Here is a 25538-nt window from a genome sequence, read left to right on the forward strand (position 1 = left end):
CCAGGGTGCCAAGCTACGGACGGGACAGTTAAGCGACCGTCACCGCGCCTGTCCCGACTGCACCAGATTGTGCGCCAGATGCGCTAAACGCGCGAACGAAATAATAATATGTCCCGGCAGCGATCGTATCGACATAGCTTTGTGTGGCACCAGGCGCTGACGGTAGATCCCCGCTCGCAAGAGACGCGCCGACGATGGTGTTCGTGCTGTTGCGATAGACCCGGCTATAGGACAGGTTGGCCGAGCTGGAGTTTGTCCATTGGATCGTCGCTTGGCCGGTTCCGGCACTGGCGGAAACAGACGCCGGCGGCGATGGTGCGAGGGCTGCGGTGGAGGTGCTGACCGATTCAATGGCGGACCATTCCGAGCGCCGGCCATCGCCAACGCCATAGGCGACCGCCACATCTATGCTGACATCGATCGGCACCAGACTGGAGAGCAGGACCGCCGCCGGGCCGGGATCGATGTCGGTATATTCCTGTTCGTTCCATGTCGTGTCGGTAGTGATCCGCCAGCGCGCATACCAAGTCACATCATCCCGGTCGAAGCCATCAACGGTGATCCGCACCCGCGCATCGGCACCGCCTTCGCCAAGTTCCGCTTCGGCGTCGGTGATCGTCGGAGTGGGTAGGGGCACAACCGCAGGCCGCGCGCCGACTGGGGCCGGCTCGCCTTCCTCGGTTGCTGCGTTCCATGCGTCCACGTTCGGGTTGGCGCGCACCCAATCGAACTGGACACCGGTCTGTGTCCGCCGGATGCGCACGATCTCGGCCGGGCCGGAATAGAAAACGGTCCCCGCTTCCTCGATATGGAGCGGAATGAAGCGCTTGCCCCTGATCTTGCGGCCCTTGGGATTGGTCGCGATCGTGCCGCGCTTCGGCGCCATCGTCTTGTCGAGCAGGCGCTTTGCCAGCCGCGCCGCCTGCGCATGGCTTGGCACCGCGTTCTCCAGCGAAGTCGGCTTCTCGCCAACCTCATCAATGCTGTCCTCGTCGCGCCAATCGCTGGTCGGCACAGTCGTGAAATCGTGATCGGCAGACAGATAGGTCAGCGCGACGACGTTGGCCTGATCCTCATCAACGATCCCGTCGTCCATCGACCAAGTGACGATCTCGCCGGGGCCAATCAGGTCATCAGGATCAGGATCGACATAGCGGCCAGACCACGGGACCAGCGCGCCGTCAGCGCGCGTCGTCACCATGCCATCGCAAGCCGCCAGCAGGTTGCCCAGCGTCACCTTATGCGCATCGGTGTGCTTGTGTGCGAGGGCGACGCGATAGCGCGGTTCAGTCCCGCCGCCGATCCAGCGAAGGACCGTGCCGGCCTTGTAATCGTCGCCCAGCGATGTCGTCAGCGTGACGGTGTTGCCCACCACGCTACCCACCACCTTGTCGATGCCATAGGCCGCCAAGGTGACGGTCTTGCCCGGCGCCAGCCCTTCAACACTGGTCAGTTCAAAGCTGGTGTCGCCGGAATCCGCATCATCCACGAACACACCAGCGCCGTGATAGACCTCCATGGGCGCATCGCAGTCATCGGCGAAGGCGGTCCAGTAGGAGATGGTGGGCGCGAAATGCGTGTCCCAATCCTTGTTGTTTCGGATGAGGTAATAGTGAGCGATGGCAAGGGCCGCGTTGTCCGACCATTTCCATGTCGTCGGATCATTGATGTCCTGCGCCGGATCGCGCCAGTCGAAGACCATCTGAGCACGTGCGACGATCGACATGACGTTCGCATCCGGCCCGCCGGTCGGATAGACCTCGTTATAGTTCTTGGCCTTCACCGGCTTGGAGATCATGCATCCGGTCGCCACGCCATCGCCTCGGTGGTTGCTGGTCCAGATGCCGGGCAGACGCGCGATGACCTCTGCAAATGCGGTTTCTGTCGGCAGGCCGAGCCGCGTCCCGATCTTGATGGTGTCGCCGTCGCCGAACTCGCCATCATTCTGCTTGATGACGAAGCCGCCGCCGTTCAGCTTGACCTGCTTGTCGCCCAGATAGATGCGCTCAATGAAGTCGAGCTGGCCGTCATGGAAAGCCCAGACATCGACCGCATAGCCGTCATCGTTCGTGACATAGAGGATATAGGCGCCGAACAACCGGACACGGCCATAGGCCGACACGCGAGGCGGAACTGCCGTCTTGATAGACCGCTCCTGCTGCTCAGGCTTTGGCCCCTTCGGCCTGTAGAGGACGGCAAGGGCCAGCGCTGCTGCTGCGGCGAATGGCTGTCCTCCAGGGATGAAATTGCCAGCAACTGCCACGATCTGGAGGGAGAGACGGCCCAGACCCTTATCAATGATGCTGAGCGGCGAGACGATCGCCCTTGCAACACCGCCCATCAGACCCTCCAGATCATCAAAGGATCGCCCGGCGCGCAGATAAGGCCGTGACGATGGACGCTGGCCCAGCGCTGCCCGGTCCAGATTCCGGTTGTTCGGTTGTGGCCGTCGTCGGTTGGCGCGCTTAGGATCGCAGCGTCCCCCATCTGCGGCTCATCGACCACGGCCAGCCCGATCGCCTCCATGCCGCGCTGCCAGAGCGAGAGAAGTCCGCCTCCGCGCACAATGACGCGCGCCGCCGAACGCTCGCTATCATAGGCAATGCCGGTCGCCTCCATGGCGCTGGCGTGGCCACGAAGGACCAGCCACCGGTCGAGCCAGCGGGAGCAGTCATGCGTCTGCCAGTCCCATGCCGGCCGCCGGGCGCGGAGATATTCGCCAAGCTCCATCATTTCGGCCCGAACCGGCGCAGCACGCCCTGGTAGATTTGGGCGACATGGCTGAATATCGCGTCGGCGGGCGACTTGCGCCGCTGGTCAGCATCGGTCCAATATGCCTGCGGCGAGCGATTGCGATCCGTGTCTTCGGTGGCGATCGAGAGGGTCAGCACCCGCGACCGGCCTTCGTCAGTTTCCTCGCTGCTGAAGGTCAGCTTGTCGGCGATGAAGGCGTTGTCATATTCGACATCTTCAAGCTGCCAGTCCTCATTGAAGTAGAAGCGTACGAAGTGGACCTTGGCGCCCTTCACGGAGGCCGCTTCGCCGATCGCGATGGCCAGCACTTCGGCGCTGACACCGGACAGGCGGATATCGATGCGCTCGGCCTGGCCGTTGATCGGGATTTCGAAGTCGGGCGCGTTGAGCAGTTCGCCGCCGCCGAGGTAGACAGCCGGTTCGCTCTCCACGATGTCCGCAGGGATTTCGAGGTCGCCGAAGCCGCCCCAGAGCCGGGCCGGGGGATCGGAGGCTATGCGGATGCCGAAGGACTCGTTCATCAGCCGCCCTTCAACTGCGTGAACTTGTTGAGGGTGCCGGGCATCGACTGCTGACTTTGCGCATATGCCGCACCTGCCGCCCTCGCGGAACTGTCGCGGGAAATGCGCTCCATGTCGGCATAGAGTTCGGCGGTGACGACCGCGCCGGCCAGGTTGAACTGCGGCGCATAGACGGTGGGCTGGCTGCCGCCGCCGGCGCGGATCGCCTTGCTGCCCACGCTCAAGGTCTCGCCGCGCGTCACGTTCGCGATCGGCCGCCCGTTCAGCGACAGGGTGTTGCGATCGGTGCCGCCGCGACCGCCGAGCGTCGCCGTGCCGCCGGATGCGAAGCCGACGCCGGTGCCGGTTTCGCCGCCGCCTGCGGAGCCTTGGAAGAAGGTGCTGATGGAGGTCAGGATATTGCCGAACGTGCCGCCCGATTCACCCGTGCGGCGCATGGAGTTCAGGAACGGCTCGATGATATTCTTGTTGATGAAGATATCGATCAGCCCAGCCAGGAACGGGTCTTTCACCCCGAGCCGCTTGGTGATGCTGTCCCGGATTCCGTCACGCACATAGTCCAGTTCCTGCGTGATCAGCTCCTCGACCTGATCCTGCGTGCTGGTTTCGTCCATGCGGCGGCGATAGCGGGCCAGGGGGCCTTCATTGTCGCGCTCGATCGACGCACGGTCGTTGGCCATCTGCCCGCCGAGCGCGTCAATGCGCGCCTGGAAGGCGTCGCGTTCAGCCTGAGACGTGGCGTTCTTCTGCTGAAATTCGAGCTGGCGGCGGCGCTCTTCATACTCAAGGTTGAGCAGTTCAAGCTGGACCTTCTGGCGCTCCTCGCGGGTGCCGGCCATGCGTTCCTGCCATGCCAAGGCGTCGTGGGCGATATCATACTGCGCCTCCGCCTGCATGTTGGCGGCATCCTCAAGGCGCTTCTGGAGGTCGCGCATGACGGCGCGTGGCAGCAGGCCGCCGCCGTCGACAATGATCTCGTCGCCCTGGCCGGCTGAGCCGTAGAGCTTGTTGATCGCCGCCATGCGGGCCTTGCGCTGCTCGGCAGACAATTCCTTATTCTGCGCCAACTCCGCGATGCGCTGCTGGCGTTCAATCTCCAGCATTTCTCGCTCGAATTGGGCCTTCGCTTCGATGTTGTCGGTGAGATCAGACTGAGCGCGCAGCACCTCGATTTGGATTTGCCGATCTTCTTGGGCGTTTTGATATGCCTCGCGAGCGCGCTGCTCCGCCTCGCGCGCCGCCTTCTTCTCGGCTGCTAGACGCTTCTTTTTGTCTGCATCGGATTCGCCTGTTGAACCGGACGCTGTTGCGGGCGAACTCGCCAAGGGCTTGCCATTGTTGGCAGACGCCCCGAACGATTCGAGCCTTTGACGAAATGCGGCTACGCTGGGATTGTTGGCTAGCTCCAGTTCTCGCTCAAGTGCCTGCCTGTTCCGTTGGGCTTGGGCCTTGTCGGCGGACGAAGTGAGAAACCCATTCTCCACGCTCTGTTGCTGACGAATGCCAACCTCAAGCCGCCATTTGCGCCACGCCAGCGCGAGATCGCCAATCACACTGGCCGCACCAGCGCCGAGGCGGATAACGGTCCCGAGGAACGAGCCGACAGCCTCAAGGGCGCCGCTCGCCTGCATGTCTTTCAGCACCTTGGTCAGGTCGTCAGTGGCGTCACCCAACTGGCGCATGAACCCATCGGCCGTGCTATTCGCGATGTCATCGAGAGCTGTCTGGAAACGCTGGAACGATGCGTCTGCTGTCTGCAGGGCGTTGGGCAATTCTTTCCCCAACTGCGCCGCGAACTTGGGTAGAAAGACATCGGCCGCGACATCGCCCTTTTCGAGCATTTTATCCAGTTCGGCGGTTGTGACGCCCATCGCGCGCGCTGCGATCTGGAATGCGCCTGGCAGTCGCTCTCCGAGTTGTCCGCGCAACTCCTCTGCCTGGACATTGCCCTTCGACACCATCTGCTGGACAGCAAGTAGGGCGCCGTTCAACTGCTCGGTCGATCCGCCGGTAGCAACGATCGCTTTCGTGATCGCCTCGAAAATGTCGCGGGCCTTTTCGCCCTCAAGATTGGTGCCGCGCGCCGCCGCAGCGAAACCAGTGAAGTTTTCGGCCAGATCAACAAAGCGGAGGCCGAGGCTATCCGCGAGATCGCGAAGAAAGCGGATTTCCTCGCCGGCTTTTTCGGTCGATCCGACTGCGATAGCCAGACCCTGCTCAAAGCGCCGGAAGCGCAAGGCGGTATCAACGGCGGCCTTGCCCAGCGCGATGAAGCCGATAGACCCGATGGCGGTCGCCATACCGAGCGCTGCGCGTGACACGACTTGCTCTGTGACCTTGGCGCTGCGCTGGATGCCACTCATCGCTTTGTCGAAACGGGTTTCCGCGCGCGCGACATTGGCCTCGTATCGATCAAGCCGGGCCTCAAGCTCGACAACGACGCGATCGGCAGTAATCCCGGACATCAGTGGATCTTCCCGATACCAGCGCGCTCCATACGCAGGAACATGCTGCTCACGTCATCGGCCGAAGGCGGCGCTTCCTCGCCGTCCTCATTGGCCAGTTCATGATGATGGATCAGCGCGGCATATTCCGGCATGGTGATGGCCTCCGCATCGCTCAGGCTAAGCCCGAGGGTTCGGCAGTTGTGGAGGACGAGGCCCCAGTCGATTTTCGACGGCTCGGCCGCTTCACCGGGGCTTTTTTTTTTAGCCTCCTGCGCGGGCGCATAGCCGACATAGAGCGCGGCAATGACGGCCTTGGCAGTCAGGTGGTGTTCGGCCAGGGCGTGGCCGTCGACATAGTTCTCGATCAGGCTGTTCGCGCGAAGGGAGGTTACGTCGATCGCCTTGCCGTTCACTTCACCCTTGGCGCCGCCGATCAGGCCCTGCCGCAGCGTCTCGACCACATCATGGATCGACCAGCCACCATGCATCAGCCGATGCTTCACAAGGTCGATCGGGCCGGCCTTTTCCTCGATTTCGATGATGCGCTTGATGGGCAACCGGAACAGATAAGTCCCGTCAGCGAAGGGCAGGGCGATCTCGGTTTGCATGGGGGAACGCTATGTGCGAGGCATGGCGCGGTGCTACGGACGGGAGAGGTGCCAAGTGAAGAGGGCTTTTGTAGCTTTGGCCATGGTAGCATCGAGCTGCCAAGCGCCACCCGATATCGCTGATAACTCAGCGAGCAATATTTCGGCGCAGCGGGTAGGCGCTGCCCCGATAGATCCAGGCGTCTATTCGCCGTATGTTCGTGAAAACGGTTGGCAGAAGACATTCGCAAAGTGGGGCGACGCAGGCGTTAGGCGCATCCAGAAGCTGCGAGAGGCGGCTGCAGAAACGGTTGCTCAAAATCCCAAATGTGACGCGGTCGAACTGTCAGAAATCTCCGATCAGCGTTCCGCTCCGCCGGACAGCCCGGTTGTCTATGTCGACTGCCGAAACTCTGAGCGCTTCTATTTAAGCGAAGCGGATGTGGGCGGCCAACTTTCGTCGGAGAAAGAAAAGGGATCTCGCTTCTCAAGCGCAGAATTAATCAGCCGCTGCACAAGCGAGGTTAAATCGAGGCTGAACCTCCCATCAACGTTTGATAGGGATTTTTTCAGTGTTTCCGATAGGCAGGGGACATCAGGGAATAGAGTTGTCGAATTTACGTTTGAGGCGAAGAACGCCCTTGGCCTGACTTTGCCAGCCTCGGCTCGCTGCGTAATGACCACGCAAGGCCAGTTTGAGGTGGAGATCAATGAAAGGTAGGCGGCCCGAAGGCCGCCCCATTAGGCCGCGAGCCGTCGAGCGTCACGCCAGAGGCCAATCATGATCTTATCACCCGTAAGATCGCGGTCGTCGCAGAGGACAAGGAACTTCTGCATGAATTGCTCTGGGGTTTGCGGCTTCCATGCTATTACGGAGTCGAGAGCGGCGAGGTATTCAGTCTCCTCCACCGTTCCCCCATTAAGGCCGTGGTGAGCGCTCCAATAGGCGGAGATGGGGCTGGACGATGCTACCGCAGGCGCCGAGATAGCGACGGGCGCCACCAGCGCGGCGGTGAGGAATGCGCGACGATCGGTCATCAGTGCGCTCCGTTCTGGCTGGGTTGGGCGCGATAGGTGAGGCCGGCGTGGCGCATGGTGTCTCCTGCCTCCAGAAGCTCACGTTTGACCTTGGCCTCTTCCAGCATTTCCTGCCACATTTCGATCATAGGCGGCGCAACGGCGGCCCTGATCTGCATGTCGACATTCGACGGGAAGCGGCCGGCATCCTCGATATGGCCTAGAAGCTTGGCAATCATCCGTTCGGCTTCGCGGACTTTCTGGTCAGCAACCACTTGGGGCGGGAACGCAATGATGTTATTGGGGCGGGTAGCCATGGCGCATGGTCCTTTCATGCGTTCAGGGGTTAGGAGCGGCGCTGGGAGGGCAATCCCGGCGCCGTTCTGTTATTCAGCTCGGAATGAACAGGTCAGATTGCGTCGGGCCAGCCAACATTGCCGGGACGATCGGCAGGCCCATACGAACCCACATCTGCTTGGCGGCGGGCTTTCCCCATGTGAACCGGGTTTCCCGAACGGCGCTCAAGCCGTCCGCCAGTGAAGGCTGGTCGGAAATCTGGTTGTACGGCGAATACTGACCGGTCTTGCGGATTGACGGGATCACCTCGCCGGTAACCCAGCGCGTGAACCGGTAGGCAGTTGTCCCCGGCTTGATCGCGTCATCGCTGCGCAGGACGATCAGATACAGACCAGATTCGCTGACGATGATCGCGTCCGATCCCGACCCTAAGTTAAACTTAGCCTTCTGGTCGCCCGCCAGAACCTTGGACGCTTCGGAAGGGTTTTTCAGGGTCAGCGTTTTGCAGACATCAGCCAGCACGAACCATGGTTCGCCATCCTGATCGATCACGCGGATGGATTGGCTTTCAAACGTAAATGGGATAAGATGTTTCATAGCTCATTCCTTTTGGGTGAGGCGTCGAACCGGGTTTCTCAGGCCGGATGGTTCGACGCCGCTTTCTCTGCGGCGAGGCCGCGTTCGATCAGCATCGCTGCTTCATTGCTGATAGAGCGATAATTCTCTTTGGCCCGCGCCCTAAGCAAGTTACCCACAGCTGCGGGGACGCTAACCAGCACGCGGCCAGCTTCTTTGGCTGGCATAATTACCTCCTTTTCAGAGCAACATCATTGTTGCGTCCGAAACAACGGTTGCCACTGTTTACGGGCGATGGCAAGAGAAAAATAAATTTGCGCTGGAAAGGTGAAAAGTGGATTTTAGCCTGCCTCGATCCGGAATGATCGACCTCCTAGCTGAATCGATGGAGGTGCCTGAGAATCGGCGATCAGCCATGCTCGGACGCTTTCAACACCTTCAGCGCCTTTCTTTGATTGATGGTATCAATCCCGGCCGTGGCCGTGCGGCTGAGTATCGCGCTCATCAGGTACTCGTTGTCGCCGTGGCGTTTGAAATGCTTCAATTGGGCCTGTCGCCCGAGCGCGTCGTCCAAACAATCAAAGCTAACCAAGACGCCATTCGTTTGGCTATCGGCCTTGCCGTTGGAAAGAAAGGTGAGATCCAACCTTCTGTGATCTGGTTCGATCCAGCCATCGTAAATGGGGCAGCAGATGGGTTTGATCCAGCAGAAGCGACGTTTGATTATGGCGGAGAGGGATCCGCTGTCGATCGCTTTAAATGGTTCGTATCAAATTCGTGGGTGGAGCGTATGGCTGTCATCAGCATCAGTGGCACGCTGTGGCACATTATCGCCGCGGCCGAGGGCCATAGCGGTTCAAGCCGCCCGCCAATCGGCCCGACCAGTTTGGCATTCCTTGACGCTCTGCATGACTGGTATAGGGGATCAGCGCCGGATAGCTTAACCTAAAGTCCTGCGGGCTTTTCATTGAGGCTGTAACCACGCAGCTTAAGGAGGCGCAAATAAGGGCGGCCTTTCGACCGCCCCTCAAGGTTCGCTGGCAGATGGAGAGGGTTAGGGGTTGGCGACGAACGCGACCGGGCCTGCGCCGCTGATCGTGATGCTGATGTTGACATATTCGCCATTCGTGCCGGTGATGTTGAAGTCGGTGACGATGCCTGGCCCCTGATAATAGCCGTCGATCACCTCGTTTCCGGTGGCTTCATCGAACACGAAGCGGAAATTGGTCGGGTTGCCGCTGTCGAACGCGGCCTGGAGATCGGCCAGAAGCGAACGGTGCAGCAGGCCCGAGCCGGTGATGGTCCAGTCTTTCGCGCCGATATCGCGAACCGTGATCGGCGAAGCATCGGGATCGGCGCAATCCCAATCAACGGTGTCGTTCGTCGCGCGGGTCTGCTGGAAGCCTTTGGTGTTGATTCCGCACATCGGCGCGAAGACTTCGGTCGGGGTCGCGCCATCGCCCATCGCGATATAGACGCGCGTCGATTTCAGCTTGTCGGTATAGGCCATTCCGCAACTCCAGCGAGGATTTGCGGGCAGGCTATGGGGGAGGGGGCTGGCGCTCTACGGACGCTAGGTGGCAGTAGCGCGAACTGTGACCATGCCGTGATATGCATCAGCCTCGGCGCCGTCCTCGATCACCTGCGTCTGGGTGGTATGAACTCCCAGAGATTCCCCGTCGCCAAGGTCCACATCATCGATGCCGCTGACGATGCGGACGATGTGGCGGTTGATGGTCGCGGCCTGCGCTTCGGGATCTTTGATGTCTTCAGGGGCAGGAGGCTTGCTCAACTTTAGCTTGGTGAAGCAATGGATCACGCCCGACTGCTCCGACCCGCTGCCTCCGTCCAACTCAGCCACTGTGCCGATCAGCATGGGCACGCGAATGAAGGGGAAGACGGGAGAGGCGGGTGGCTTGCCAGGATAGATCCGCGCCGCCGGCACGATCGCGGTCAGTTGCCCGTCAGCCTTGAGGCTCGCTATGATCTTGCCCCTGACCGATAGGGATGGGTCCAACGTCGTCATCGTTATCCGGCCCCATCCACCTGCGGATCGAGAACGACGGCCCCCACATCAGGAGCATCGTTTGATCCAGCCACTCGTCCACCTCGTCGGCTGTCGGAAATCGCGGGGGTTTCGCCATTGGCCGCAGCCTTACCACGGCGCTTGACCTCTGTCGCCCTGCCTTTCGCGATGGCGCGTTCTCCGACCTCGCGGCGCACTGTGCCCTCGTAGCCGGCGGGGAAGAACGTCATGGCGCGCGACGGCCACTTGTGGTCGTAGTCGGCGGTGAACTTTACCCTCATAGCGTGCCTCCTTTGACCACCCGCTTGACCGCTTCTTGGACGAGGCGCTGGGCTTTGGGTCGGGTCTTGTTGGCCGCTGGCTGCATGAATGGGCGAGCGGCTGTCTTCGAATCGCCGAACTCCATCTTAACCGGCCCCTGCTTCGCCCGGCTTGGCCCGTAATCAGTGATATTGGAGGCGAATGAACGGGCCGCCTTGCCCGCCTTGCGTTCGGACCCTTGCTCCAGTGCTGCGGCATATGGGGCGTCCGCGACGGATAGCGCCATCAACTGGCTTTCGCGCTGAGTGTGGATGGAGCGATCGAGCATGTGCGTGTCAGCGTTGGGCGGGTCACCTGGGTCACTGGCGACATGGTTCTTGCCGCTAACGGCGCCGTTCGTGATCGACAGGGCGGCTTCGGTGCTGAGATAGTCGGCCGCAACGTAGATCGCCTTGCCGACCTCCGCGCGCATCGCTGCGCCACGGATGCGCTTGAGGCGGGCCTTGTGGGCTTTCTGGCCGGTGATGGCGACCATCAGCCTGCCGCCCGCCCCCGGCAAACCCAATGCGAGCTGGCCGCGTCCAGATCGGCGCTCCCGACCATCCACCGCTTGCCGCTGACGGTGATCTGGCAGTCAGTCGTCACCTCAGCGCCAAGCCCGGCGGTCAGGATGATGATCCGCACATCGCCTTCGGAATAGCCCTCGCTCTGGCGCATGGCATAGGTCGCGGCGTCCATCTGCGCGCGGCACGGGACGTCGGTTCCGGGGCCATAGGAGATATTGCCCTCTTCGTCGTCGGTGCGCGTGCCTGGCACATGCAGGGTGGCCGGCAGGTATAGCCCGCCCAGCGCCGCGCCGAAGATGCTGGCGATGCCGCCATCCAACAAACCCATCACCACCCCCCATAAGGCAGCGGCCCGGCGAACCCGTTGAAGCCGCAGCCACCGATGACGGGACCAGTGCCGGTTACGCGCGGGCCAGCCAAGCAAGCCTTGAGCATCGGATAGGCCTGCTGGCCATAGCTGGTCGTGCCATATTCGCCCATGTCGGCACCACTGGACGCCGCGTCGCCGCGCTCCAGTTCGATCGTGCCCGACTTGATGCGCTTGAACCCGCTGGCGCCCTGTGCGGCCATTTCCGCCTCTGTGCCGGTGCCGATGCCCTGGAGCGTCAGATAGTGCGCCGTGAGCAGCATGGCGGCCAGATCGGCGTCCTCGCCAAGGCACGCCTGCATTGGGTCCACGATCCGCCCGGCGCGCGCAGACCAGAACGCATAGCCCTCGTCCGTCACTGCGGCGAAGGCGGGGAAGATCGCAATGAACGTCGCCTTGTTGGGCGGGGTGTAGGCCATGGGTCAGTCCTTACGAATAGGGCCGCCGCCCGGTTGAGCAGCGGCCCCGTTTGCCCCCGGAGGTGGCGGTTACTTCTTCGTGTCGGCGGGCTTGGTCAGGGCCTCGACCTGCTTGGTGAGGTCTTCCTTGTCCTTCGCCAGGCCGTCACGCTCGGTGGTCAGGGCCTCGACCTGCTTGGTGAGGTCAGCGACCTGCGCGGCGAGGGCTTCGACAGCGCCATCATCGGCATTTGCCGAAGCGTCGGCAGCCTTGCCCAGATCGGGCACCTTGCCGTCGATCGTCTTCGGGTCGATCTCGACCGTCTGGCCGGGATCTATCCATACTGTCGCCCCGCCGGTGATGTTGATGCCCTTGGGGCCTGCGGTGTGGTTGGTGAACGACTTCATGGCTTAGATCCCATCCCGGTAGCTGATGCCCTTTGGGCGATAGATTTCGGTCTGGCCGACGTTCATGATCCCGTCGACGCGCCAGGACATGGACGACAGCGGATGCAGCGGCAGGAAGGTGAAGGCGCCGGGCAGGAAGAATTCGAGGATGCCCGGATTGCGCGCATAGGCGACCATGCGCTTGGTGCCGCCCGCGCCCGCGGTTTCCAGCTCGCGCGCCGGCATGATGTTCAGCGGCAGGCCGGTGATCGCGGTATAGGCGTTGTTCTGCTGCAGGAACGCCAGAACCGTCATGCCCGTGTCACCCATGCGGGTGGTCGAGGCATCGAGGAAGCTGGAGGTCGGCAGGAGCAGGGTGTCCGCGAGTTCCGTTTCCTTGGTCGCGGTGTACACGTCAGTCAGCGCAAGATTGATGTCTCGCGCCTTCTGGTCCGCATTTTTCGCCGACCAACTGGTGACGGAACCCGTGCCGTCCGCAGGAACGTTGGCTACCGGGACGGTGGCGTTGTTCAGCAGGCCGGTGAAGCCCTTTTCGGTCGAGCCGGTCATGGCACGATCATAGATGAACTTTTCGGCGATCTTGCGTGCGTCCGAAGCGTCGCGGGTGTTAATGTCGACACCCATCTTGGAGGCGCGATTGACCTCCTGCAGCGACAGTTCGTAGCCGCAGCCCGCCAGGTAGAAGTTGCTGACGCCCTGCGACATCTGGGCCGACACGTTGGGAATGTCGAAACCCTTGCCCGAGAGATATTCGGCGCGGCCAGCGGGACCGTTCAGCGAGGTCACGACGGTGCCGACATCCCACATGTCGCCGTCTTCGTTGGTGGGGATGTACTTGGCATATTGGAATGCCGGGTACTTTTCCTCCATGACGGTGGAGTGAGTGCGATAGAGCGCGGGGCGGGCGAAGCCGATTGCCTGCTGCGCGTCGGTGAAGATCAGGCCAGTCATTTGGGTCATTCCCCCCTTAGCGGCGCACGATACGGCAGATGCCGTTCGTCACGGTTTCGTCCGCGACCCACCCGGTCGCGATGTGGGTTGCGTCGGCAGCAGTTCCGCCAATGCCATCGGCGGCGCCCGCACCGGTGCCGACCGTGATCGCCGCGCCATCCGCCACCGAACCGGTGATGGTGACGTAGATTGCGCCATCGGTGAGGATGCCGGCGGTCGAATATTGCGGGTAGGTGTCCACCGCGCCGGTCACCACAGTCGGGACGATGCCGCGATCGGCAATGGCCCAGCCCAGGAAGGTGGCCAGCGTTCCAACGGTGGTGACACAGCCGTGATCGCCTGCGCCACGATAGAGCGGCGCACCGAACGCAGCGCCCGCAGCGGTTTCGACCGTGCGGCTGATGCGGTTGGAGGTTTCGCCATTGGCGACCATGCCGGGGTAACCCTTGGCATAGTCCTCGGCGTAAGTGGTCTGGATGGTGATTGCCATGTCGCGGTTTCCTTACGCTGCGGCCGAGGTGGCGGGGGTCTTCCAGGCGTTGCGGCGCTCTTCGCTGGCCTTGCGCTGGGCGTCGGCGAAGGCGGCTTCAGCATCGCCGAAACTCTGCACGCCATCCGAAATCACCTGCCGCAGCGGGTCTGCCGGCTTGGCGTCCTTGGTCAGCACGGCGAACGAGGCGGCGATCGATTCATCCGACCAGTCCTTGGCCTTCTCGCCCATGTGCTTGTCGACGGTGGCGCGCATGATCTGCGCTTCGTCCATCGCGTCGGTGACGGCGATGCCGAGGGTCTTGGCCTTGTCGGCGGTCTGCATCAGCGACTTGCCGGCTTCACGAAGCTGCGCGGGCGTCGGCTTGGCGTCCTTCACCTGCTGTTCGAGCGTGCTGATCTGCGCGTCCTTGGTCTGGCCGGCAGCGGTCAGGGTCGCCACCTGCGTTTCGAGGCCGGCAACCTTCGCTCCGGCCGCATCACGCGAGGCGATGAGGGTCTTGATCGTGGCCTCGGCCGTATCGGCGTTGGACACGTCGACGGTCAGCCCGTCGATCAACATGGTCTTCACAGGCTTCTCCTGTTCAAGGATGTGGAAGGGGTAAACGTCCATCTTCATGCCGGTCTCGCCGGACTTGGCGTCGCCGCCCCCAAGTTCGGCCAGCGCGTTCTTCATCTGCTCCATCATGAGCATCTGACTCTTCTCGCCCTCTTTGCCGGTAGTCGGGGCAGAGCCGTTCATGTGTTTCTCGTGGAGCGCTATGGCCTTCTTGAGCCATGCGGCGGCCTCTTTCGCTCCATCCTGCAACGCGATAGGCAACGCGTCGCAGATCGCGGCATCGCCGATGCGGCACGACGGACCGGCCCTGCCACGGTCCACGATTGCGACATGGTTTCCGACGATTGCGGCCTGCCGCGCTTGGCACTTCTCGCCAGCGGGGCCAGCGAAGTCGCCGAACTCAAGTGTGGCGGCATAGCCATTGGAGAGCTCGGCCTTGCCCGCCTCAACCTTTGAGATCGTGCCCGCATCCATCAGAACGAGGTCAAATGCGAGGTAGTCGCCGTCCCGTACGGCGCCCATGACGATGCCACGGCCATGATCGCGCCAGTTGCTCGCGTTCACCGCCTCGCGGGGATGGTCGTCGGTGATCGGCTTGGCGATGAAGCTGCGAACCGCGCGCTCGTCGAACACAGCGGCCTCGTCACGCAGCACGTTAACGATGGCTTGGTCGCGCAGCCCGTGCTCGTTGTTCGGGTCTACTTCGCGACCGGTATACTGGTAGACGCCGGTGCGAGCCGCCTTCGCCCGCACGGCCATGTAGCCGTCACTGGTCCGGCGGGGCGCGTCAAGGGTCAGGGCGTCGGAGAATAGCACCATGGGGCTTGTCTGCCGCATGGTCTTGGCTAGGCTCTACGGACGGGAGTTATTCAATATCTGACAGGATCGGTATCCACGCTTGGGCGCGGCAACCACAAAATGGTTTCATGCCGGGCCTATCATCTGCAGCAACCTGTCCAGACCCGTCGCGTTCTTTGCCCGTCCGCAGGTTATAAATCTTTCCGTCTCTGGCAAGGTGATCCTGCCTCGGGAAGCGCTTGGCTGAATGGCGCCACTTAAAGAAATCCAATCCAGCTTCTGCTTGCCGTTCCGTGTCCAGCGCCGCTGACAGGGATGAATTTTGATGGCTGGCGATGCGGATCGCCCGGGCCCGACTGCCGCCGACGCTCTCCCTGATCTCCTTCGCCACATCCCTGACAGGCGTTCGGTTCTGGTATCCACGGAACACCGCGTCTGCGATTTTACTTTGCGTTACGTCCGACACGTTGCGCACGAGTGCAGCGTTTCGCCCGATCCAGGAACCCAGCGTCTCCTCCACCGGCTGCGCGGAAAGGATCAGGTCGAGATCGACGCCCACGCCTGCCTTGATCGCCGCCGACCATTTCGACCGGTGCGTCCTCTCTGCTTTTACCACCCATTGCCGCAACCCCGGCGCGATCCGTGCGGTGAGGATTGTCAGGAACTCCTGCGCCACGCTGCTGATGGCGGCCTGAACCTGATCCACGGTGTCGATCGTCAGCGTGTCGGCGGTGGAAAGCGGCTGCGGATCATACCCGGCGAGGATGCGGTCGATGTTGTCGGCCCATATCTGCCAGGCGGGCGCGTAGATCGCGGCGAGGTCCGTTGCGGCAGCTTGGGTCGGGATGATGGGGCGCAGGGTGATGTCGCGCCGCTTGCCTGCTTGGCGGGCCATGCGGGGGAGGGAATAGGGCACCGTCAGGCCTCCGCTATCTTCGACTTCCAATCCAGATCGAGCGCCTCGAAAATCTCAGGCCCGAACCGCAGCGCACCGTTGAACGGCTTGAGCGAGTCAAGGTCGATACCCTCGGGCGCGGTGTAGCTGATCGTCACATGCGGCGCATATTCCGGCCAGTCATGCGACCCGCCGGCTTCGATCATGTCCTTGTGCCGCCAGTCGAGATCGGGACAAGCGAAGCGCAGCACAACGGCATTCTCGCCCAGCTTCTCGATGGCCCGCGGGCCACCGGGGCGAACGATGATCTGGCCCTTCTCGTCCTCACGCCAGTCTCGGCCCATCTTCATGGGATCGACCGGACTGCGGGAGTAGAGAACTGTGACGTGCATGTCGCTGGCGGGCAGGGTGGTGGCAAAGCCGTTATCCTTGGCCCACGCGATCAGGTCGGCGGCGTTCAGCAGCTTGCGCTGGACATAGAGCGGGCGCGGCGTGGCGTCTGACAGCCAGGTCGCAGCATCATTCACAGCACGGCGGGCGGGATTGGGGTCAGCATTCCCGCCGCTACCGGCAGATCCCTGACCACCTCCTTTCTCTCCGAGGGGCACGATCCCCAGTTCGGATTCGTCAACCTTTTTGGGAAGCTCTTTGCCAGCGGCCTCCGCGTCCTCGATCGCCTTCTTCAGGCCCGGCCAGCGTCCGCTCTCGATCAGGCGGTTCTGGACGGTCTTGGCCATCGCGGTTTCGGGCACCAAGGCGAGGCTCACGATCTTTTCGAGGGCTTGGGCTTCCTTCAGTTCGATGTCGGCCGCCTGCTGCTCCGTCAGCACCATGAGCGTCGAGAAGGTCCACGGCAGATCGGCGGGCACGCCGGCGGACGGGAGCATGACCGCATCGATCTGCTGCATGGGCGGGCGAAGCTGCATGTCCTGCTTGGCGCCGACGCCCTGGAAATAGTTGGCAAGGTCGCTTTCGCCGGTGGCGTTCATACCATCGGGGGATTTGCCGAACAGGCGCACCGCCGGCATGTCAGCGGCGCCGGCACATCGGCCGTCGTAGGTGGTGATGACATCGCGCACACCAGCCAGCGAAAGCTGGCGCTGCTCCCACTCGTCTTCCTTGTCGAGAATGACCGCGCGATGGACGCTCTTGCCCGTATTGGTCAGCTTCACGCGCTTCATCAGCTTCTCTTCGCCATCGGGCTGGCTGAGCTGGTCGACCGTTCCGTTGAACCGGAACACGTCGATCTTGGCCTCATCGATCAGCGCGGAGAAGCCGGCGCAGGCGGTGGTGGCCTGCTGAACAGCTTCGTCGCAGGCTTCCACGACGGACATGCCCCAGAAGTTATCCTCCCACAATGTCATGCGGATCGCGGGGATGGGCAACCCCTTGAATACGGCGACGCGCGAGGGGTGGATATCGACTTGGCGCCCTGTGCCCGACAGGCGGAAATGGCGCCCTGTGCTCGACAGGCGGAAATAGCGGGGCTGGCCGAAGTTGTTGCTCTCCGGGTCCGTCTCCATTTCGCCAAGCGACAACTGCCAGCGCGAGAGGACGGACAGGTAGCGGATCTGGCCAGGCCGGATCGAGGCAGGCAGGGGCTTGGTCGGATCGTCGCCAAGGCCGATCAGGATAGCGCCGCCGCCGAGGCGTCCGAGGGTCAGCGCCTCATACAGCTTGGGCCAGTAGCCTAGGCGCTTTTCCTCTTTCTCGATGGCGCTGATCTGGTCGTCCGACGCGTCCCAATCGCGGCCGGCGCGGGTCATGTCCTGCGCGGGGATGTCCACGATCTTGCGATGCAGCCAGGAGCCGAGATAGGCGCTCTCGATCTGCTCGGGGGTGGTGAACCGGCGCATCCAGAAGTTGTGCGCTGAGCGGTCGACTGTCGTGCCGCGCCCGGTCAAAACGTTGGCCAGGCCATCCCAGAGGCGCGTCACGGTTCCCATGCTTGCGACGGTGCGGGGAGGGGCCGCTTATCGCTACGGACGTTAAAGCACGTCGAATGCGCTGCCCTTGCCGTTCAGCATCAGCTCAGTGAGCGCCCACACCATAGCATCAGCCCGGTCAGGCGATCCCTCTCCGACGAACCCCGACGCGGTGAAGTTGCACATCTGGTCCTCAAGGTCTGGGAAATCGCCAACATGGCTGACCTTCCCCTGCTCGTAGAGCGCTGATATCGGCTCTGCGCGGACGACCTTGCCGCGCGTCGCGTTCGCCTCCTTGTAAGGGACCGAATTGTCGGCCGTCTTCACCACAAACTCGACCATGGCGCCGCCAAAGTTGCGTTCGCCAACGACGCGATCGGCACCCCACCGACGATACATCTCGACCGAGCGCCGGCCCCACCCATCAGGCGATAGCTGGCAGGTCGCATCCTGCAGCACATAGCCGCGGCCATCAATACCCTTTGCCGCGACCACGATGCCAATATCGTCGCCGCCGCCGTCTCCTTTTGTGCCGCTCGGATCGACCGCGACCACGATGCGCTGGAGGTCGATCACTGCCCCGGCATATCGAACCTGAGGCCTGCCGTCGTCTGGGCTGCGCTCCAGCGTCGCCCGGTGTACGTCAATGCCAGGTATCGTTCCGCCCTCGGTCTGGCGGTCCTCCAACGCCCACAGCGCCCCGTTGACCTCGCTCGCCCATTCGCCAGCCTCGAAACGGAGCCGTTTGGCCGCCGACATGGACGCCAGCACCTCGAAATATTCCGCCGGCAGATTGTCCGCATTGTCGGACGGGTTGACCTTCATTTCGGCATAGTCGTCAGGGTTCGGCAGCGGCTCCTTTGTGCCCGGCTTCACCTTGGCGCGGAACATCTGGAACGACCAGTGCAGCTTACTCGGCGGGTTGCAGTTATGGCTGACAAACCCATTGGCGAGATAATGCCGAGAAAAAGGCACATCCACTGTGTAAAATGCAACGGTGGTTGGTTGACTAATATCAACCACTGTTTCATATTCATGCCCTGCGACGACAGGGGTATCAGATGCCAGCGAGAGACTTTTCCGCCCTTCACGACCGGGGCCATTCGGATCAAGAGATAGCCGCGCTAGAAGGTTGCAGCGTAGCCACTGTCTGCCGATGGCGGCAGCGTCACGGGCTGTCCGCCAATACCAAGCGAGAGTTAGTCGAGGGCGAGCAATGGCAGGAGGTTCGCCGCCTGATTGAGCAAGGCGAACCGCTGTCAGAGGTGTCGCGTCAGACCGGGATTTTCGTTGAGACGATCCGCAAATTTGCTGCGCGGCGTGGGCTGGAATACGCCCGCGCTGATCGCCGGACGCCTGCGAAAGAGGTTCACGGGACGATTGGCTATGGAGGCTATGTCGAGCTTCGGGTTGATCGAGACGGCCCATACGGGAACCTGATCCGTCATGGAGGCAAGCACACCGGCTATGCTGCCCTGCATCGGATGCGGATGCAGGACAAACTTGGTCGCCATCTACTGCCGGGCGAAGTTGTCCATCACATTGATGGAGACATCTACAACAATTCTCCGGCCAATCTGGCGGTGTTTGCGTCTGAGCGGGATCACCTTGACCATCATGCGGAAACTGGGATTGAGCGCTGCAAAGAAGCTCGTGACCGATGGCGATAGCATCTAGCCGCTTCCACCCGTCTCGCGTCCAGAACCGATGCGAGGCGGTGGCGCGAATTGTGCGGCCTGCCGAGGTCGTGACAGTGAACACTTCACCGTAGCCGTTCAGCCACGGCGCAGACGAAAGGCGCGGGCCGTGCGTGGTCATCACCGTGATTGGCTCACCAGTCTCCGCAAGCTCCGCAATGGTCTTTGTGTGGCCGTCCAGCACCGTTTCGCCTGCAACGCAGTCGTAGTAGGCCTTGAGCGGCAGATGGGTTCGCCCGGTGGCCGCCGCGATCTTGGGTGCCAGCTCGCACTTCTGCGCGAGACGAGACATGGCGATTTCCACCGATCCCCAAGGAATCTGGCTGCTCTCGTTGAAGTAGAGCGTGCAATATTCCGCGCCAAGGATCTTCTCGACCCGCTCCTTGTCGTCCAGGCCAGCGATCCAGATTTGCGACCCGTTGGGCAGTTCGACATAGAAATCCGTCTTGTCGAACCGGACGCGAAGGGCAGGGAAGCATAGCTTCAGCACCTTGGGGAGCGTGTCGGCCCAGATGCTTGTTTTCGCGTGATTGAAGCGGAAGCGGAATATCGCGTGCCGGCTGCCTGGGGCGTTGATGGCGCGCTGGACGATCGCGCGGCACAGCAGGAAGGTCTTTCCCGAGCGCGAGCCGCCGCGGAGCATGATGTTGCGAGCAGGGGAGGCAAGGAGGTCGCGCGCCTCTTCCTGCCTCGGGGTCAGCTTGGCGATCGGCGGGCCGCCGTTATGGCCTATGCCAACCGGCCGCTCGGCAGTGATTTCATCAGCAAATCCAGTTTCTGGACTCAAAGCGCAGCGTCCTTAGGATCAATCACCAGCGTCATCGCCGCAGCGACCTCCAGCTTCTCCTTGAAGGCCTGCACGTCGACATGCTTGCCGATCAGTTCGACCCGCTTGATCCGCTCGCTAATCTTGACCTTCGTGACCTGGCCAGCGCCTGCGCCGATCGTCTCGACCTCGATGCCCGCGACAAGGCCTTGGCGCCAAACCAATGGCCAATCCTTCACCGGTTTCACCCGGCCATGTTCATCATACAGATCAGCAAGGTCAGCGAAGGCTTCGGCGGCGAGCCGGCTCAATACCCATGCGGCATCAATTCCCGTTTCCTTCGACCGCTTGGCCTTGGCCTCTGAGACGGCATTACGGACGCTAACATTCGCTAACAGTCGCGCCCCTTGCTCGTTTGCCGTCTTCGCGCTGTAGCCTGCCCGAATGGCCGCCTGAGTGGCATTCAGGTCGATCAGGTATTCATCCACGAAGCGCTGTTGCTTCGGAGTCATCCCTTCCGCCTCCCAGCCATATACTCGCGCCGCAGCCGCTTAAGCTCGCGCTCCCCGCCGGCCATGGCGATCCACTTGCGCACCAAATCGTTCCGCGCCCCATAGACCCGCTCGATGCGCCGCCATCCGCCTTCCACGAACTGCTGCGCGAACTCGGGCGGCAGGGGCGGGATCAGCTTGGATGATGGGCGACGATGGGCACCCCGTGATCCGTGATTAAGCATCGATGCACCTCATGTGGCTTTGGGATACGAGTTCAGCGATGTCTTCCCGAGCGGCTACGCTGGCGCGGTTCCAGACATGCAGGAATTGCATCCGGGAAAGGTCGTCCCATTCCTCCTGGCTCAACATCGCCGCGCGCCCCGTCTCCACCTTGCGCGTGATTGTCTGCTTGCGCAGGTCGTCCGCGTTCCAGTGCTGATCCTTGGCCATGCCGAGCAGTTCAAACTGTTCGTCGCGTGGGAGGTCAGCGACCTGAATGTGATGCTCGACCGTCAGCGCGGAATCGCGAAGGTGCGGCGGGAATGCCTTGGAGGCACGGTGAACCTCGCGGATGCGCTTCGGGGAAAGGCCCAACTCTCCCCCCAGAAGCTCGAACTTGCCCTGATCGCACCAACCCTCCTGCTCGCCTCTATTTGCCCAATCGCCAAGTTCCCATGTGGCGGCGGTGATGCGGCCAGCGATCGCGCGGCCTTCATTCACCCAAGCGTTCAGCGGCGTCACCGCCGCCTCAATCACAGCAACAGCGTTCATCCCATCACCTCCCTCAAATCGACCCCACAAGTGGTAAGCACGCGCTCCATGCGCTCGACGCGGTGCTGCGTTGGGGCGCGGGCGTATCGGCTGCTCGGCTGCTCCCATCTCTTGGTCGTCAGCACGGACACCCCCATGGCCCTTGCCCATTCGTTGCGGGTCATGCCGCTGGCCTGGCGGGCGGCGCGGGGGTTCATGATTCAAACCCCTTGCGCCAGGCGCCGCATTCTCTCGCGCATGTTTCTATCGGTGGCAGCCTCCGGCGTTTCGGCAGATAGGGATGGGGAACGTGCCAACGATGCAGCCCAATGAGGCAAAGCAACCTCCCCATCACTTCCTCCCCTCAACCTTGGCGATCTCATCCCGAACGAGGGAGCCGGCGTCCCACTGGCCGGAGAGGATCGCGCGCTGGTGATACGGCTGCGCATACCGGGCCGCGACGTTCTCGCGGGCTTGCTGGAGGGTGTCCTTGCTCATCGGTCAAACCTCCCCCGCTGGCCAAACCAGCTCGTAGTCCTTGCCCTCGGCGGGCTGCCACGAAACGATGTCCATGCTGTCGTCGCGACCGGGCCAGCGAACCCAGCGGCGCTTGTTCGGATCGACAGCGCGAGCGACGAGGCCACAGCGGTATCGGATATCGACAAGCGGCGGGCTGTCGTTGCCCTCGAAGGGGTTGCGGCCGGGATTTGCGGGCATGGCATCAGATCCGCCCCTCGGCCGCGACCTTGGCCTGCATTTCCTTGACCAGATCGCCCATGCCCTTGACGACGCCGCGTCGATCCTCAGGGTTCTCTTCCGCTTCGGCCAAGCGCGGAGCGCCAATGTTCGCCAGCTTGGCGCGCTCGATGCGGAGGCGATTGCTCAGGAATCCCTCGGAAATATAATGACCGGGCTGATAGCGCAGGATGGCCGGAACGATCTTCGACGGATGATCGCAGGTCCGGCGAGCCTCGGCGCAAGCCTCATCGAAAATGCACGACGGCACGGCCAGCAATTCCATCGCGGCAACGGTCAGCCATTCAACGCGATCGTCCTGGGACATGCCGGAGGGCGCCGTCAGGGTCAGGCAGCGCGAGAGTTCCGCCATGATCTCTTCCATGGAGCGCGGCGCCAGCATGCCCTCCAGCCTGTCGATTTCCGCCGACAGCGATGCGAGCAAGAGCTGCGCGGCCCGCTGCTTCTGTTCGTCCCATGCTGCGTCCGTCCGGGGTTGCCTGAACTGGTCGTGGTGCTGATCCATGCTTCGCGATCCTTTCGTCGGCTGAGATCAGCCAGTTGGTCCATGTGCGCTGCCATTCTGTTTTCACAGCGTCCTTGCCTGGCTTGGCGAGCCAGTAGTTTCGGAACTTGGCGAGTTCCCGCTCAACAGCGCCCGGCGGCCATATCGCCACCATTTCGGCGGCCTTCCCGGACAGTGGCTGCGGCTCCCAATCCTCATCCAAGCGGGTTCCCTTACGCGCGGGCGTGGTGTTCGCGGGGGTGTGGGTGGGGGCGGGGGGTTGTTGGGGGTCTGGGGGGAAGAAGGGGGGAGGGGGCGGGAGAGGGGGTATTGTCACGCTCAGTCACGCTACATCCCGTGATGTCACGTGACGTCACGTTATCCCGCTGACGTTTTGCAGCCTGACGCTCCCTATCTTTCGCCCGGCGCTCGGTGATTGCCTCCTGCGCCGCCTGCGAGCGAGCAAGCTCCAGCGCGACCTCTGCAACGAGATCAGCGGGAGTGCCGGCGGCGATCAGGCGGGCCAGGAGGTTGCTCACAGCGGAAGCACCTCCACCTCAACCCGCCCCGGCGCCTCGGGCGCGGCGAACTCATAGGCCGGCACGAACCGGCTATCGTTCACGCCCAGCGCATCAGCGATGCCGTCGAAATACGGCTTCATCCGATTGGGATAGTTCACCCGATCGCCGCGCCGGTTCGCGGGCACAAAGCGGACGCGCACGGTGATATCGCCCGTGGCCGGCATGGCGGCGCGAACGGCAAGCGCGGCATTGCGCGCCCACTCGCGGTGCTTCTTGGTGTCCTCGATCTTCTTCCACTGGCCGTTGCCCTTGGCGTGGCCAGCGAGAGAGGATGCGGGAAAGGGCAGGTCGAATTTCATATCGCGTCCACTGGTTTCATCCTCGCCCCGGATTTCCATCTATATTCTCCGTGGCGTAGAAAAGGGCCGTGTCTCGCTTTCCTCGGGGCGCGGCCCATCCCGCCCCGGCGAATGGTCAGCCGCTCGGGCGAACTCCTGTTTCAATGATGGTGCGGATGCGGGCCTGACGTTCGGCCGGAAGCTGGGCGCGGCGCTTGGCGGCCCATGGGGCGTTGGCGGCGCGGGTGGTGGCGACCAGAGCGTCCAGCGACAGGGCCGGGCGACGGCGCGCGAAGATGCGGCGCCAGTTCATGCCGCCCTCCGATGCACGCCGCGCAGCAGCAGAGCCTTGATCGACCAGCAGTGGCGGCAAAGACCCGTCTTGGGAGCGCGACGGCGTATGGGGAATGCCTTGCCGCATTGCTCGCAGCAGGGGCCGGCTTCCTGGGGGCCGGTCATGCTGCGGCCTCCGTGAAGAAGTCGCCTTGGCGCTGGGCATCCTCGATGCGGCGGCAGGCGATGTCGAAATACTTCGGGTCGCGCTCGATTCCGATGAACTGGCGGCCCATCTGGACGGCGGCGACGCCGGTTGTGCCTGAACCCATGAAGGGATCGCAGATGCTGGCACCGGTCACATTGCCGATGATCTTGAGCATCACCTTGAGGGGCTTCACCGTAGGGTGGTCGATATCGCCGTCTTGCCCGTTCGGCGCGAGGATGAAGCGTTGCTTCTGCGGCAACTCCCCCGCCGGGTGATAGCCGGGCTTCCAGGCATGGACGTAGATCTCGGTGTCGGGCTGATAATGCTTGTTCGCCACCGGCATCGGGTTCGTCTTGTGCCACTGGCAAATGGCATAGCGCGGAAACTCGGCGGCGAGGTGGGGCAGCAGGCCAGCCCACTGGTCGTTATGCGCGAACACGACCGCGCAGCCGAATTGCGCGGCCGACAGCAGCGAATAGTCGAAGCCCTTGTCCAGCCCAGCGGCTGCGATCTGGTCCATGTTCTCCCGGCCCCGGCGGAAGATGCCGCCGCCGCTCGTTTCGAACTCATAGGGTGGGTCGGTAACCACCGCGTCGACATTGCCGAGCGTCGGCAGGATGTCCCGGCAGTCGCCCAGATACAGCGTGGCGCGCCCGATGGTTTCGACGCGGCTCATGCCGCCACCGCCCGAAGGCGCGCAGCCCTCGCATCCAGAGCGTCATCTTCACACGAACTAATCTCGCGCCCATCAGGGCTATCGGGATGGTGTGCCTTGCCCTTGGCCGCCAGATAGTCGCGGCAGGCGGCTTCCATCTCGTCGTGGTCGATTTCCTCGGGGGCGCGGACGATCTGGAACCCAGCAGGCAGCAGCATCGACAGGAGGTCAGCAGGCAGCGCTCCCGTCTCCAGCAGACGGAACAGCGAGGCGACCGACATGGTGGCCGGCTGCTTGCCTTCGTCGGCGGGGAAATAGGACAGGACGGTAGAGGGGGATTCCCACTGGCCGTCATACTGCACCTGCTTGATGGAAATCCGGCGCACGTCCATCTGGCGGCGAATGGTCGCCTGCCGATCCCGCACGATCTTGTCGTAGTCAGCCATGATCCTGTTGCGCCTTTCCGTTAGCGGTTGCAGCATGATCGAGAGTGGAAACATTGGCGCCGAGAGCCGGAGAGAGGGAACGACCCTCGGCGCCGTCCTGGGTGCGACCCTCAGGAACAGAATTGGTGGCGGACGAACGATCGCAGGGAGACGCGGGTACGACCGGACGCCCGCCGACGCCGCCGTTAGTCACGGTGGCGATGGCAAAGAACACCGCCCCGAAGCCGAAGCTATGGCCGCCGATGCGAACCGCGCAGGGGGCATGGATCGGCGTGGGGGACAGGTGATCGGTGAGGTGGTGGGGCATG

The 25538-nt window shown here is 62.7% G+C and carries 35 protein-coding genes and 2 pseudogenes; 3 read left to right on the forward strand and 34 right to left on the reverse strand.

Features of this window, described 5'->3' with window-relative positions; all coding sequences use genetic code 11:
* Positions 1-28: 28 nt before the first annotated feature.
* The 5 genes from N6H05_RS14650 to N6H05_RS14670 are packed head-to-tail and all read right to left on the reverse strand — an operon-like array spanning position 29 to position 6330.
* Positions 29-2341, reverse strand: coding sequence for a phage tail protein (locus N6H05_RS14650; protein WP_284110172.1), 2313 nt, complete (start codon positions 2339-2341; stop codon positions 29-31).
* Positions 2341-2733 carry a DUF6950 family protein gene (locus N6H05_RS14655; RefSeq protein WP_284110173.1) on the reverse strand — a complete coding sequence of 131 codons (393 nt, stop codon included), beginning with the start codon at positions 2731-2733 and terminating at the stop codon, positions 2341-2343. Before N6H05_RS14655 ends, N6H05_RS14650 begins: the two co-directional genes overlap by 1 nt.
* On the reverse strand, positions 2730-3275 hold the full coding sequence (locus N6H05_RS14660) for a hypothetical protein (protein WP_284110174.1): 546 nt from the start codon (positions 3273-3275) through the stop codon (positions 2730-2732). Before N6H05_RS14660 ends, N6H05_RS14655 begins: the two co-directional genes overlap by 4 nt.
* Positions 3275-5740, reverse strand: coding sequence for a tape measure protein (locus tag N6H05_RS14665; protein ID WP_284110175.1), 2466 nt, complete (start codon positions 5738-5740; stop codon positions 3275-3277). Before N6H05_RS14665 ends, N6H05_RS14660 begins: the two co-directional genes overlap by 1 nt.
* On the reverse strand, positions 5740-6330 hold the full coding sequence (locus N6H05_RS14670; protein ID WP_284110176.1) for a gene transfer agent family protein: 591 nt from the start codon (positions 6328-6330) through the stop codon (positions 5740-5742). The genes N6H05_RS14665 and N6H05_RS14670 overlap by 1 nt, the downstream gene beginning before the upstream one ends.
* Positions 6331-6385: 55 nt before the next feature.
* Between N6H05_RS14670 and N6H05_RS14675 the strand changes: the two genes are divergently transcribed.
* Positions 6386-7030, forward strand: coding sequence for a hypothetical protein (locus N6H05_RS14675; protein WP_284110177.1), 645 nt, complete (start codon positions 6386-6388; stop codon positions 7028-7030).
* A 20-nt stretch (positions 7031-7050) separates the two neighbouring features.
* On the opposite strand, the gene N6H05_RS14680 is transcribed toward N6H05_RS14675, so the two are convergent.
* The 4 genes from N6H05_RS14680 to N6H05_RS14695 form a co-directional block, all read right to left on the reverse strand.
* The gene (locus N6H05_RS14680) at positions 7051-7347 is read right to left on the reverse strand and encodes a hypothetical protein (protein WP_284110178.1); all 297 of its coding nucleotides are present in this window, start codon (positions 7345-7347) and stop codon (positions 7051-7053) included.
* Positions 7347-7643 (reverse strand): hypothetical protein, encoded by a 297-nt coding sequence (locus tag N6H05_RS14685; RefSeq protein WP_284110179.1) that lies wholly within the window; start codon positions 7641-7643, stop codon positions 7347-7349. The genes N6H05_RS14680 and N6H05_RS14685 overlap by 1 nt, the downstream gene beginning before the upstream one ends.
* Positions 7644-7716: 73 nt before the next feature.
* Positions 7717-8220 carry a BRO-N domain-containing protein gene (locus N6H05_RS14690; protein ID WP_284110180.1) on the reverse strand — a complete coding sequence of 168 codons (504 nt, stop codon included), beginning with the start codon at positions 8218-8220 and terminating at the stop codon, positions 7717-7719.
* 38 nt (positions 8221-8258) lie between these two features.
* On the reverse strand, positions 8259-8426 hold the full coding sequence (locus tag N6H05_RS14695) for a ribbon-helix-helix domain-containing protein (protein ID WP_284110181.1): 168 nt from the start codon (positions 8424-8426) through the stop codon (positions 8259-8261).
* A 134-nt stretch (positions 8427-8560) separates the two neighbouring features.
* On the opposite strand from N6H05_RS14695, the gene N6H05_RS14700 reads away from it, so the two are divergent.
* Positions 8561-9148: a hypothetical protein gene (locus N6H05_RS14700; protein ID WP_284110182.1), complete on the forward strand. Its 588-nt coding sequence runs from the start codon at positions 8561-8563 to the stop codon at positions 9146-9148.
* A gap of 105 nt (positions 9149-9253) precedes the next feature.
* Here N6H05_RS14700 and N6H05_RS14705 read toward each other — a convergent pair whose 3' ends face one another.
* The 13 genes from N6H05_RS14705 to N6H05_RS28280 form a co-directional block, all read right to left on the reverse strand.
* Positions 9254-9709, reverse strand: coding sequence for a phage tail tube protein (locus N6H05_RS14705; protein ID WP_284110183.1), 456 nt, complete (start codon positions 9707-9709; stop codon positions 9254-9256).
* Positions 9710-9772: 63 nt separating this feature from the next.
* Positions 9773-10225 (reverse strand): tail completion protein gp17, encoded by a 453-nt coding sequence (gene gp17, locus N6H05_RS14710; RefSeq protein WP_284110185.1) that lies wholly within the window; start codon positions 10223-10225, stop codon positions 9773-9775.
* Positions 10226-10227: 2 nt separating this feature from the next.
* Positions 10228-10506, reverse strand: a complete 279-nt coding sequence (locus tag N6H05_RS14715; protein WP_284110187.1) for a hypothetical protein — start codon at positions 10504-10506, stop codon at positions 10228-10230.
* A complete protein-coding gene (locus N6H05_RS14720) occupies positions 10503-11021 on the reverse strand; it encodes a hypothetical protein (protein WP_284110188.1) in 519 nt (172 codons plus the stop codon). The genes N6H05_RS14715 and N6H05_RS14720 overlap by 4 nt, the downstream gene beginning before the upstream one ends.
* A complete protein-coding gene (locus tag N6H05_RS14725) occupies positions 11021-11380 on the reverse strand; it encodes a hypothetical protein (RefSeq protein WP_284110189.1) in 360 nt (119 codons plus the stop codon). The genes N6H05_RS14720 and N6H05_RS14725 overlap by 1 nt, the downstream gene beginning before the upstream one ends.
* Complete coding sequence (locus N6H05_RS14730; RefSeq protein WP_284110190.1) at positions 11380-11838, reverse strand: DUF4054 domain-containing protein; 459 nt, start codon at positions 11836-11838, stop codon at positions 11380-11382. Before N6H05_RS14730 ends, N6H05_RS14725 begins: the two co-directional genes overlap by 1 nt.
* 69 nt (positions 11839-11907) lie before the next feature.
* Positions 11908-12225, reverse strand: coding sequence for an FtsB/FtsL family cell division protein (locus tag N6H05_RS14735; RefSeq protein WP_284110191.1), 318 nt, complete (start codon positions 12223-12225; stop codon positions 11908-11910).
* Between the two features lie 3 nt (positions 12226-12228).
* Positions 12229-13185: a DUF2184 domain-containing protein gene (locus tag N6H05_RS14740; protein WP_252365025.1), complete on the reverse strand. Its 957-nt coding sequence runs from the start codon at positions 13183-13185 to the stop codon at positions 12229-12231.
* A gap of 7 nt (positions 13186-13192) precedes the next feature.
* Positions 13193-13666 (reverse strand): structural cement protein Gp24, encoded by a 474-nt coding sequence (locus N6H05_RS14745; RefSeq protein ID WP_037521406.1) that lies wholly within the window; start codon positions 13664-13666, stop codon positions 13193-13195.
* 12 nt (positions 13667-13678) lie between these two features.
* Positions 13679-15043, reverse strand: coding sequence for a DUF2213 domain-containing protein (locus N6H05_RS14750; RefSeq protein ID WP_284110195.1), 1365 nt, complete (start codon positions 15041-15043; stop codon positions 13679-13681).
* Positions 15044-15089: 46 nt separating this feature from the next.
* Positions 15090-15968: a phage minor head protein gene (locus N6H05_RS14755; RefSeq protein WP_284110196.1), complete on the reverse strand. Its 879-nt coding sequence runs from the start codon at positions 15966-15968 to the stop codon at positions 15090-15092.
* Positions 15941-17854 (reverse strand): phage portal protein, encoded by a 1914-nt coding sequence (locus tag N6H05_RS14760; RefSeq protein WP_284110198.1) that lies wholly within the window; start codon positions 17852-17854, stop codon positions 15941-15943. The genes N6H05_RS14755 and N6H05_RS14760 overlap by 28 nt, the downstream gene beginning before the upstream one ends.
* Positions 17855-17905: 51 nt before the next feature.
* Positions 17906-18865, reverse strand: a complete 960-nt coding sequence (locus N6H05_RS28280) for a phage terminase large subunit family protein (RefSeq protein ID WP_502958976.1) — start codon at positions 18863-18865, stop codon at positions 17906-17908.
* A gap of 38 nt (positions 18866-18903) precedes the next feature.
* On the opposite strand from N6H05_RS28280, the gene N6H05_RS28285 reads away from it, so the two are divergent.
* A complete protein-coding gene (locus N6H05_RS28285; RefSeq protein WP_502958977.1) occupies positions 18904-19512 on the forward strand; it encodes a helix-turn-helix domain-containing protein in 609 nt (202 codons plus the stop codon).
* 262 nt (positions 19513-19774) lie between these two features.
* Here the strand turns inward: N6H05_RS28285 and N6H05_RS28290 are convergent.
* The 12 genes and pseudogenes from N6H05_RS28290 to N6H05_RS14815 form a co-directional block, all read right to left on the reverse strand.
* Positions 19775-20182, reverse strand: a pseudogene (locus N6H05_RS28290) (phage terminase large subunit); the annotation flags it as partial.
* 140 nt (positions 20183-20322) lie between these two features.
* On the reverse strand, positions 20323-20817 hold the full coding sequence (locus N6H05_RS14770; RefSeq protein ID WP_284110202.1) for a terminase small subunit: 495 nt from the start codon (positions 20815-20817) through the stop codon (positions 20323-20325).
* A gap of 216 nt (positions 20818-21033) precedes the next feature.
* Positions 21034-21570: a hypothetical protein gene (locus N6H05_RS14775; RefSeq protein ID WP_284110204.1), complete on the reverse strand. Its 537-nt coding sequence runs from the start codon at positions 21568-21570 to the stop codon at positions 21034-21036.
* Between the two features lie 330 nt (positions 21571-21900).
* Positions 21901-22047: a hypothetical protein gene (locus tag N6H05_RS14780; protein ID WP_159078599.1), complete on the reverse strand. Its 147-nt coding sequence runs from the start codon at positions 22045-22047 to the stop codon at positions 21901-21903.
* Positions 22048-22050: 3 nt separating this feature from the next.
* Positions 22051-22266 carry a hypothetical protein gene (locus N6H05_RS14785; RefSeq protein ID WP_284110206.1) on the reverse strand — a complete coding sequence of 72 codons (216 nt, stop codon included), beginning with the start codon at positions 22264-22266 and terminating at the stop codon, positions 22051-22053.
* A 4-nt stretch (positions 22267-22270) separates the two neighbouring features.
* Entirely contained in the window at positions 22271-22810 is a 540-nt protein-coding gene (locus tag N6H05_RS14790) for a hypothetical protein (protein WP_284110207.1), read from the reverse strand.
* An 82-nt stretch (positions 22811-22892) separates the two neighbouring features.
* Positions 22893-22964: pseudogene (locus N6H05_RS28295) on the reverse strand (hypothetical protein); the annotation flags it as partial.
* A gap of 360 nt (positions 22965-23324) precedes the next feature.
* Positions 23325-23669, reverse strand: coding sequence for a hypothetical protein (locus N6H05_RS14795; protein ID WP_284110208.1), 345 nt, complete (start codon positions 23667-23669; stop codon positions 23325-23327).
* Between the two features lie 115 nt (positions 23670-23784).
* Positions 23785-23961, reverse strand: coding sequence for a hypothetical protein (locus N6H05_RS14800; protein ID WP_284110209.1), 177 nt, complete (start codon positions 23959-23961; stop codon positions 23785-23787).
* A 142-nt stretch (positions 23962-24103) separates the two neighbouring features.
* Entirely contained in the window at positions 24104-24805 is a 702-nt protein-coding gene (locus N6H05_RS14805) for a DNA-methyltransferase (protein ID WP_284110210.1), read from the reverse strand.
* Complete coding sequence (locus tag N6H05_RS14810; RefSeq protein ID WP_284110211.1) at positions 24802-25230, reverse strand: hypothetical protein; 429 nt, start codon at positions 25228-25230, stop codon at positions 24802-24804. The genes N6H05_RS14805 and N6H05_RS14810 overlap by 4 nt, the downstream gene beginning before the upstream one ends.
* Positions 25223-25537, reverse strand: a complete 315-nt coding sequence (locus N6H05_RS14815; protein WP_284110212.1) for a hypothetical protein — start codon at positions 25535-25537, stop codon at positions 25223-25225. Before N6H05_RS14815 ends, N6H05_RS14810 begins: the two co-directional genes overlap by 8 nt.
* Position 25538: the final 1 nt, after the last annotated feature.

Origin of the sequence: Sphingobium sp. WTD-1, from assembly GCF_030128825.1 — a bacterium.
Classification (GTDB): domain Bacteria; phylum Pseudomonadota; class Alphaproteobacteria; order Sphingomonadales; family Sphingomonadaceae; genus Sphingobium.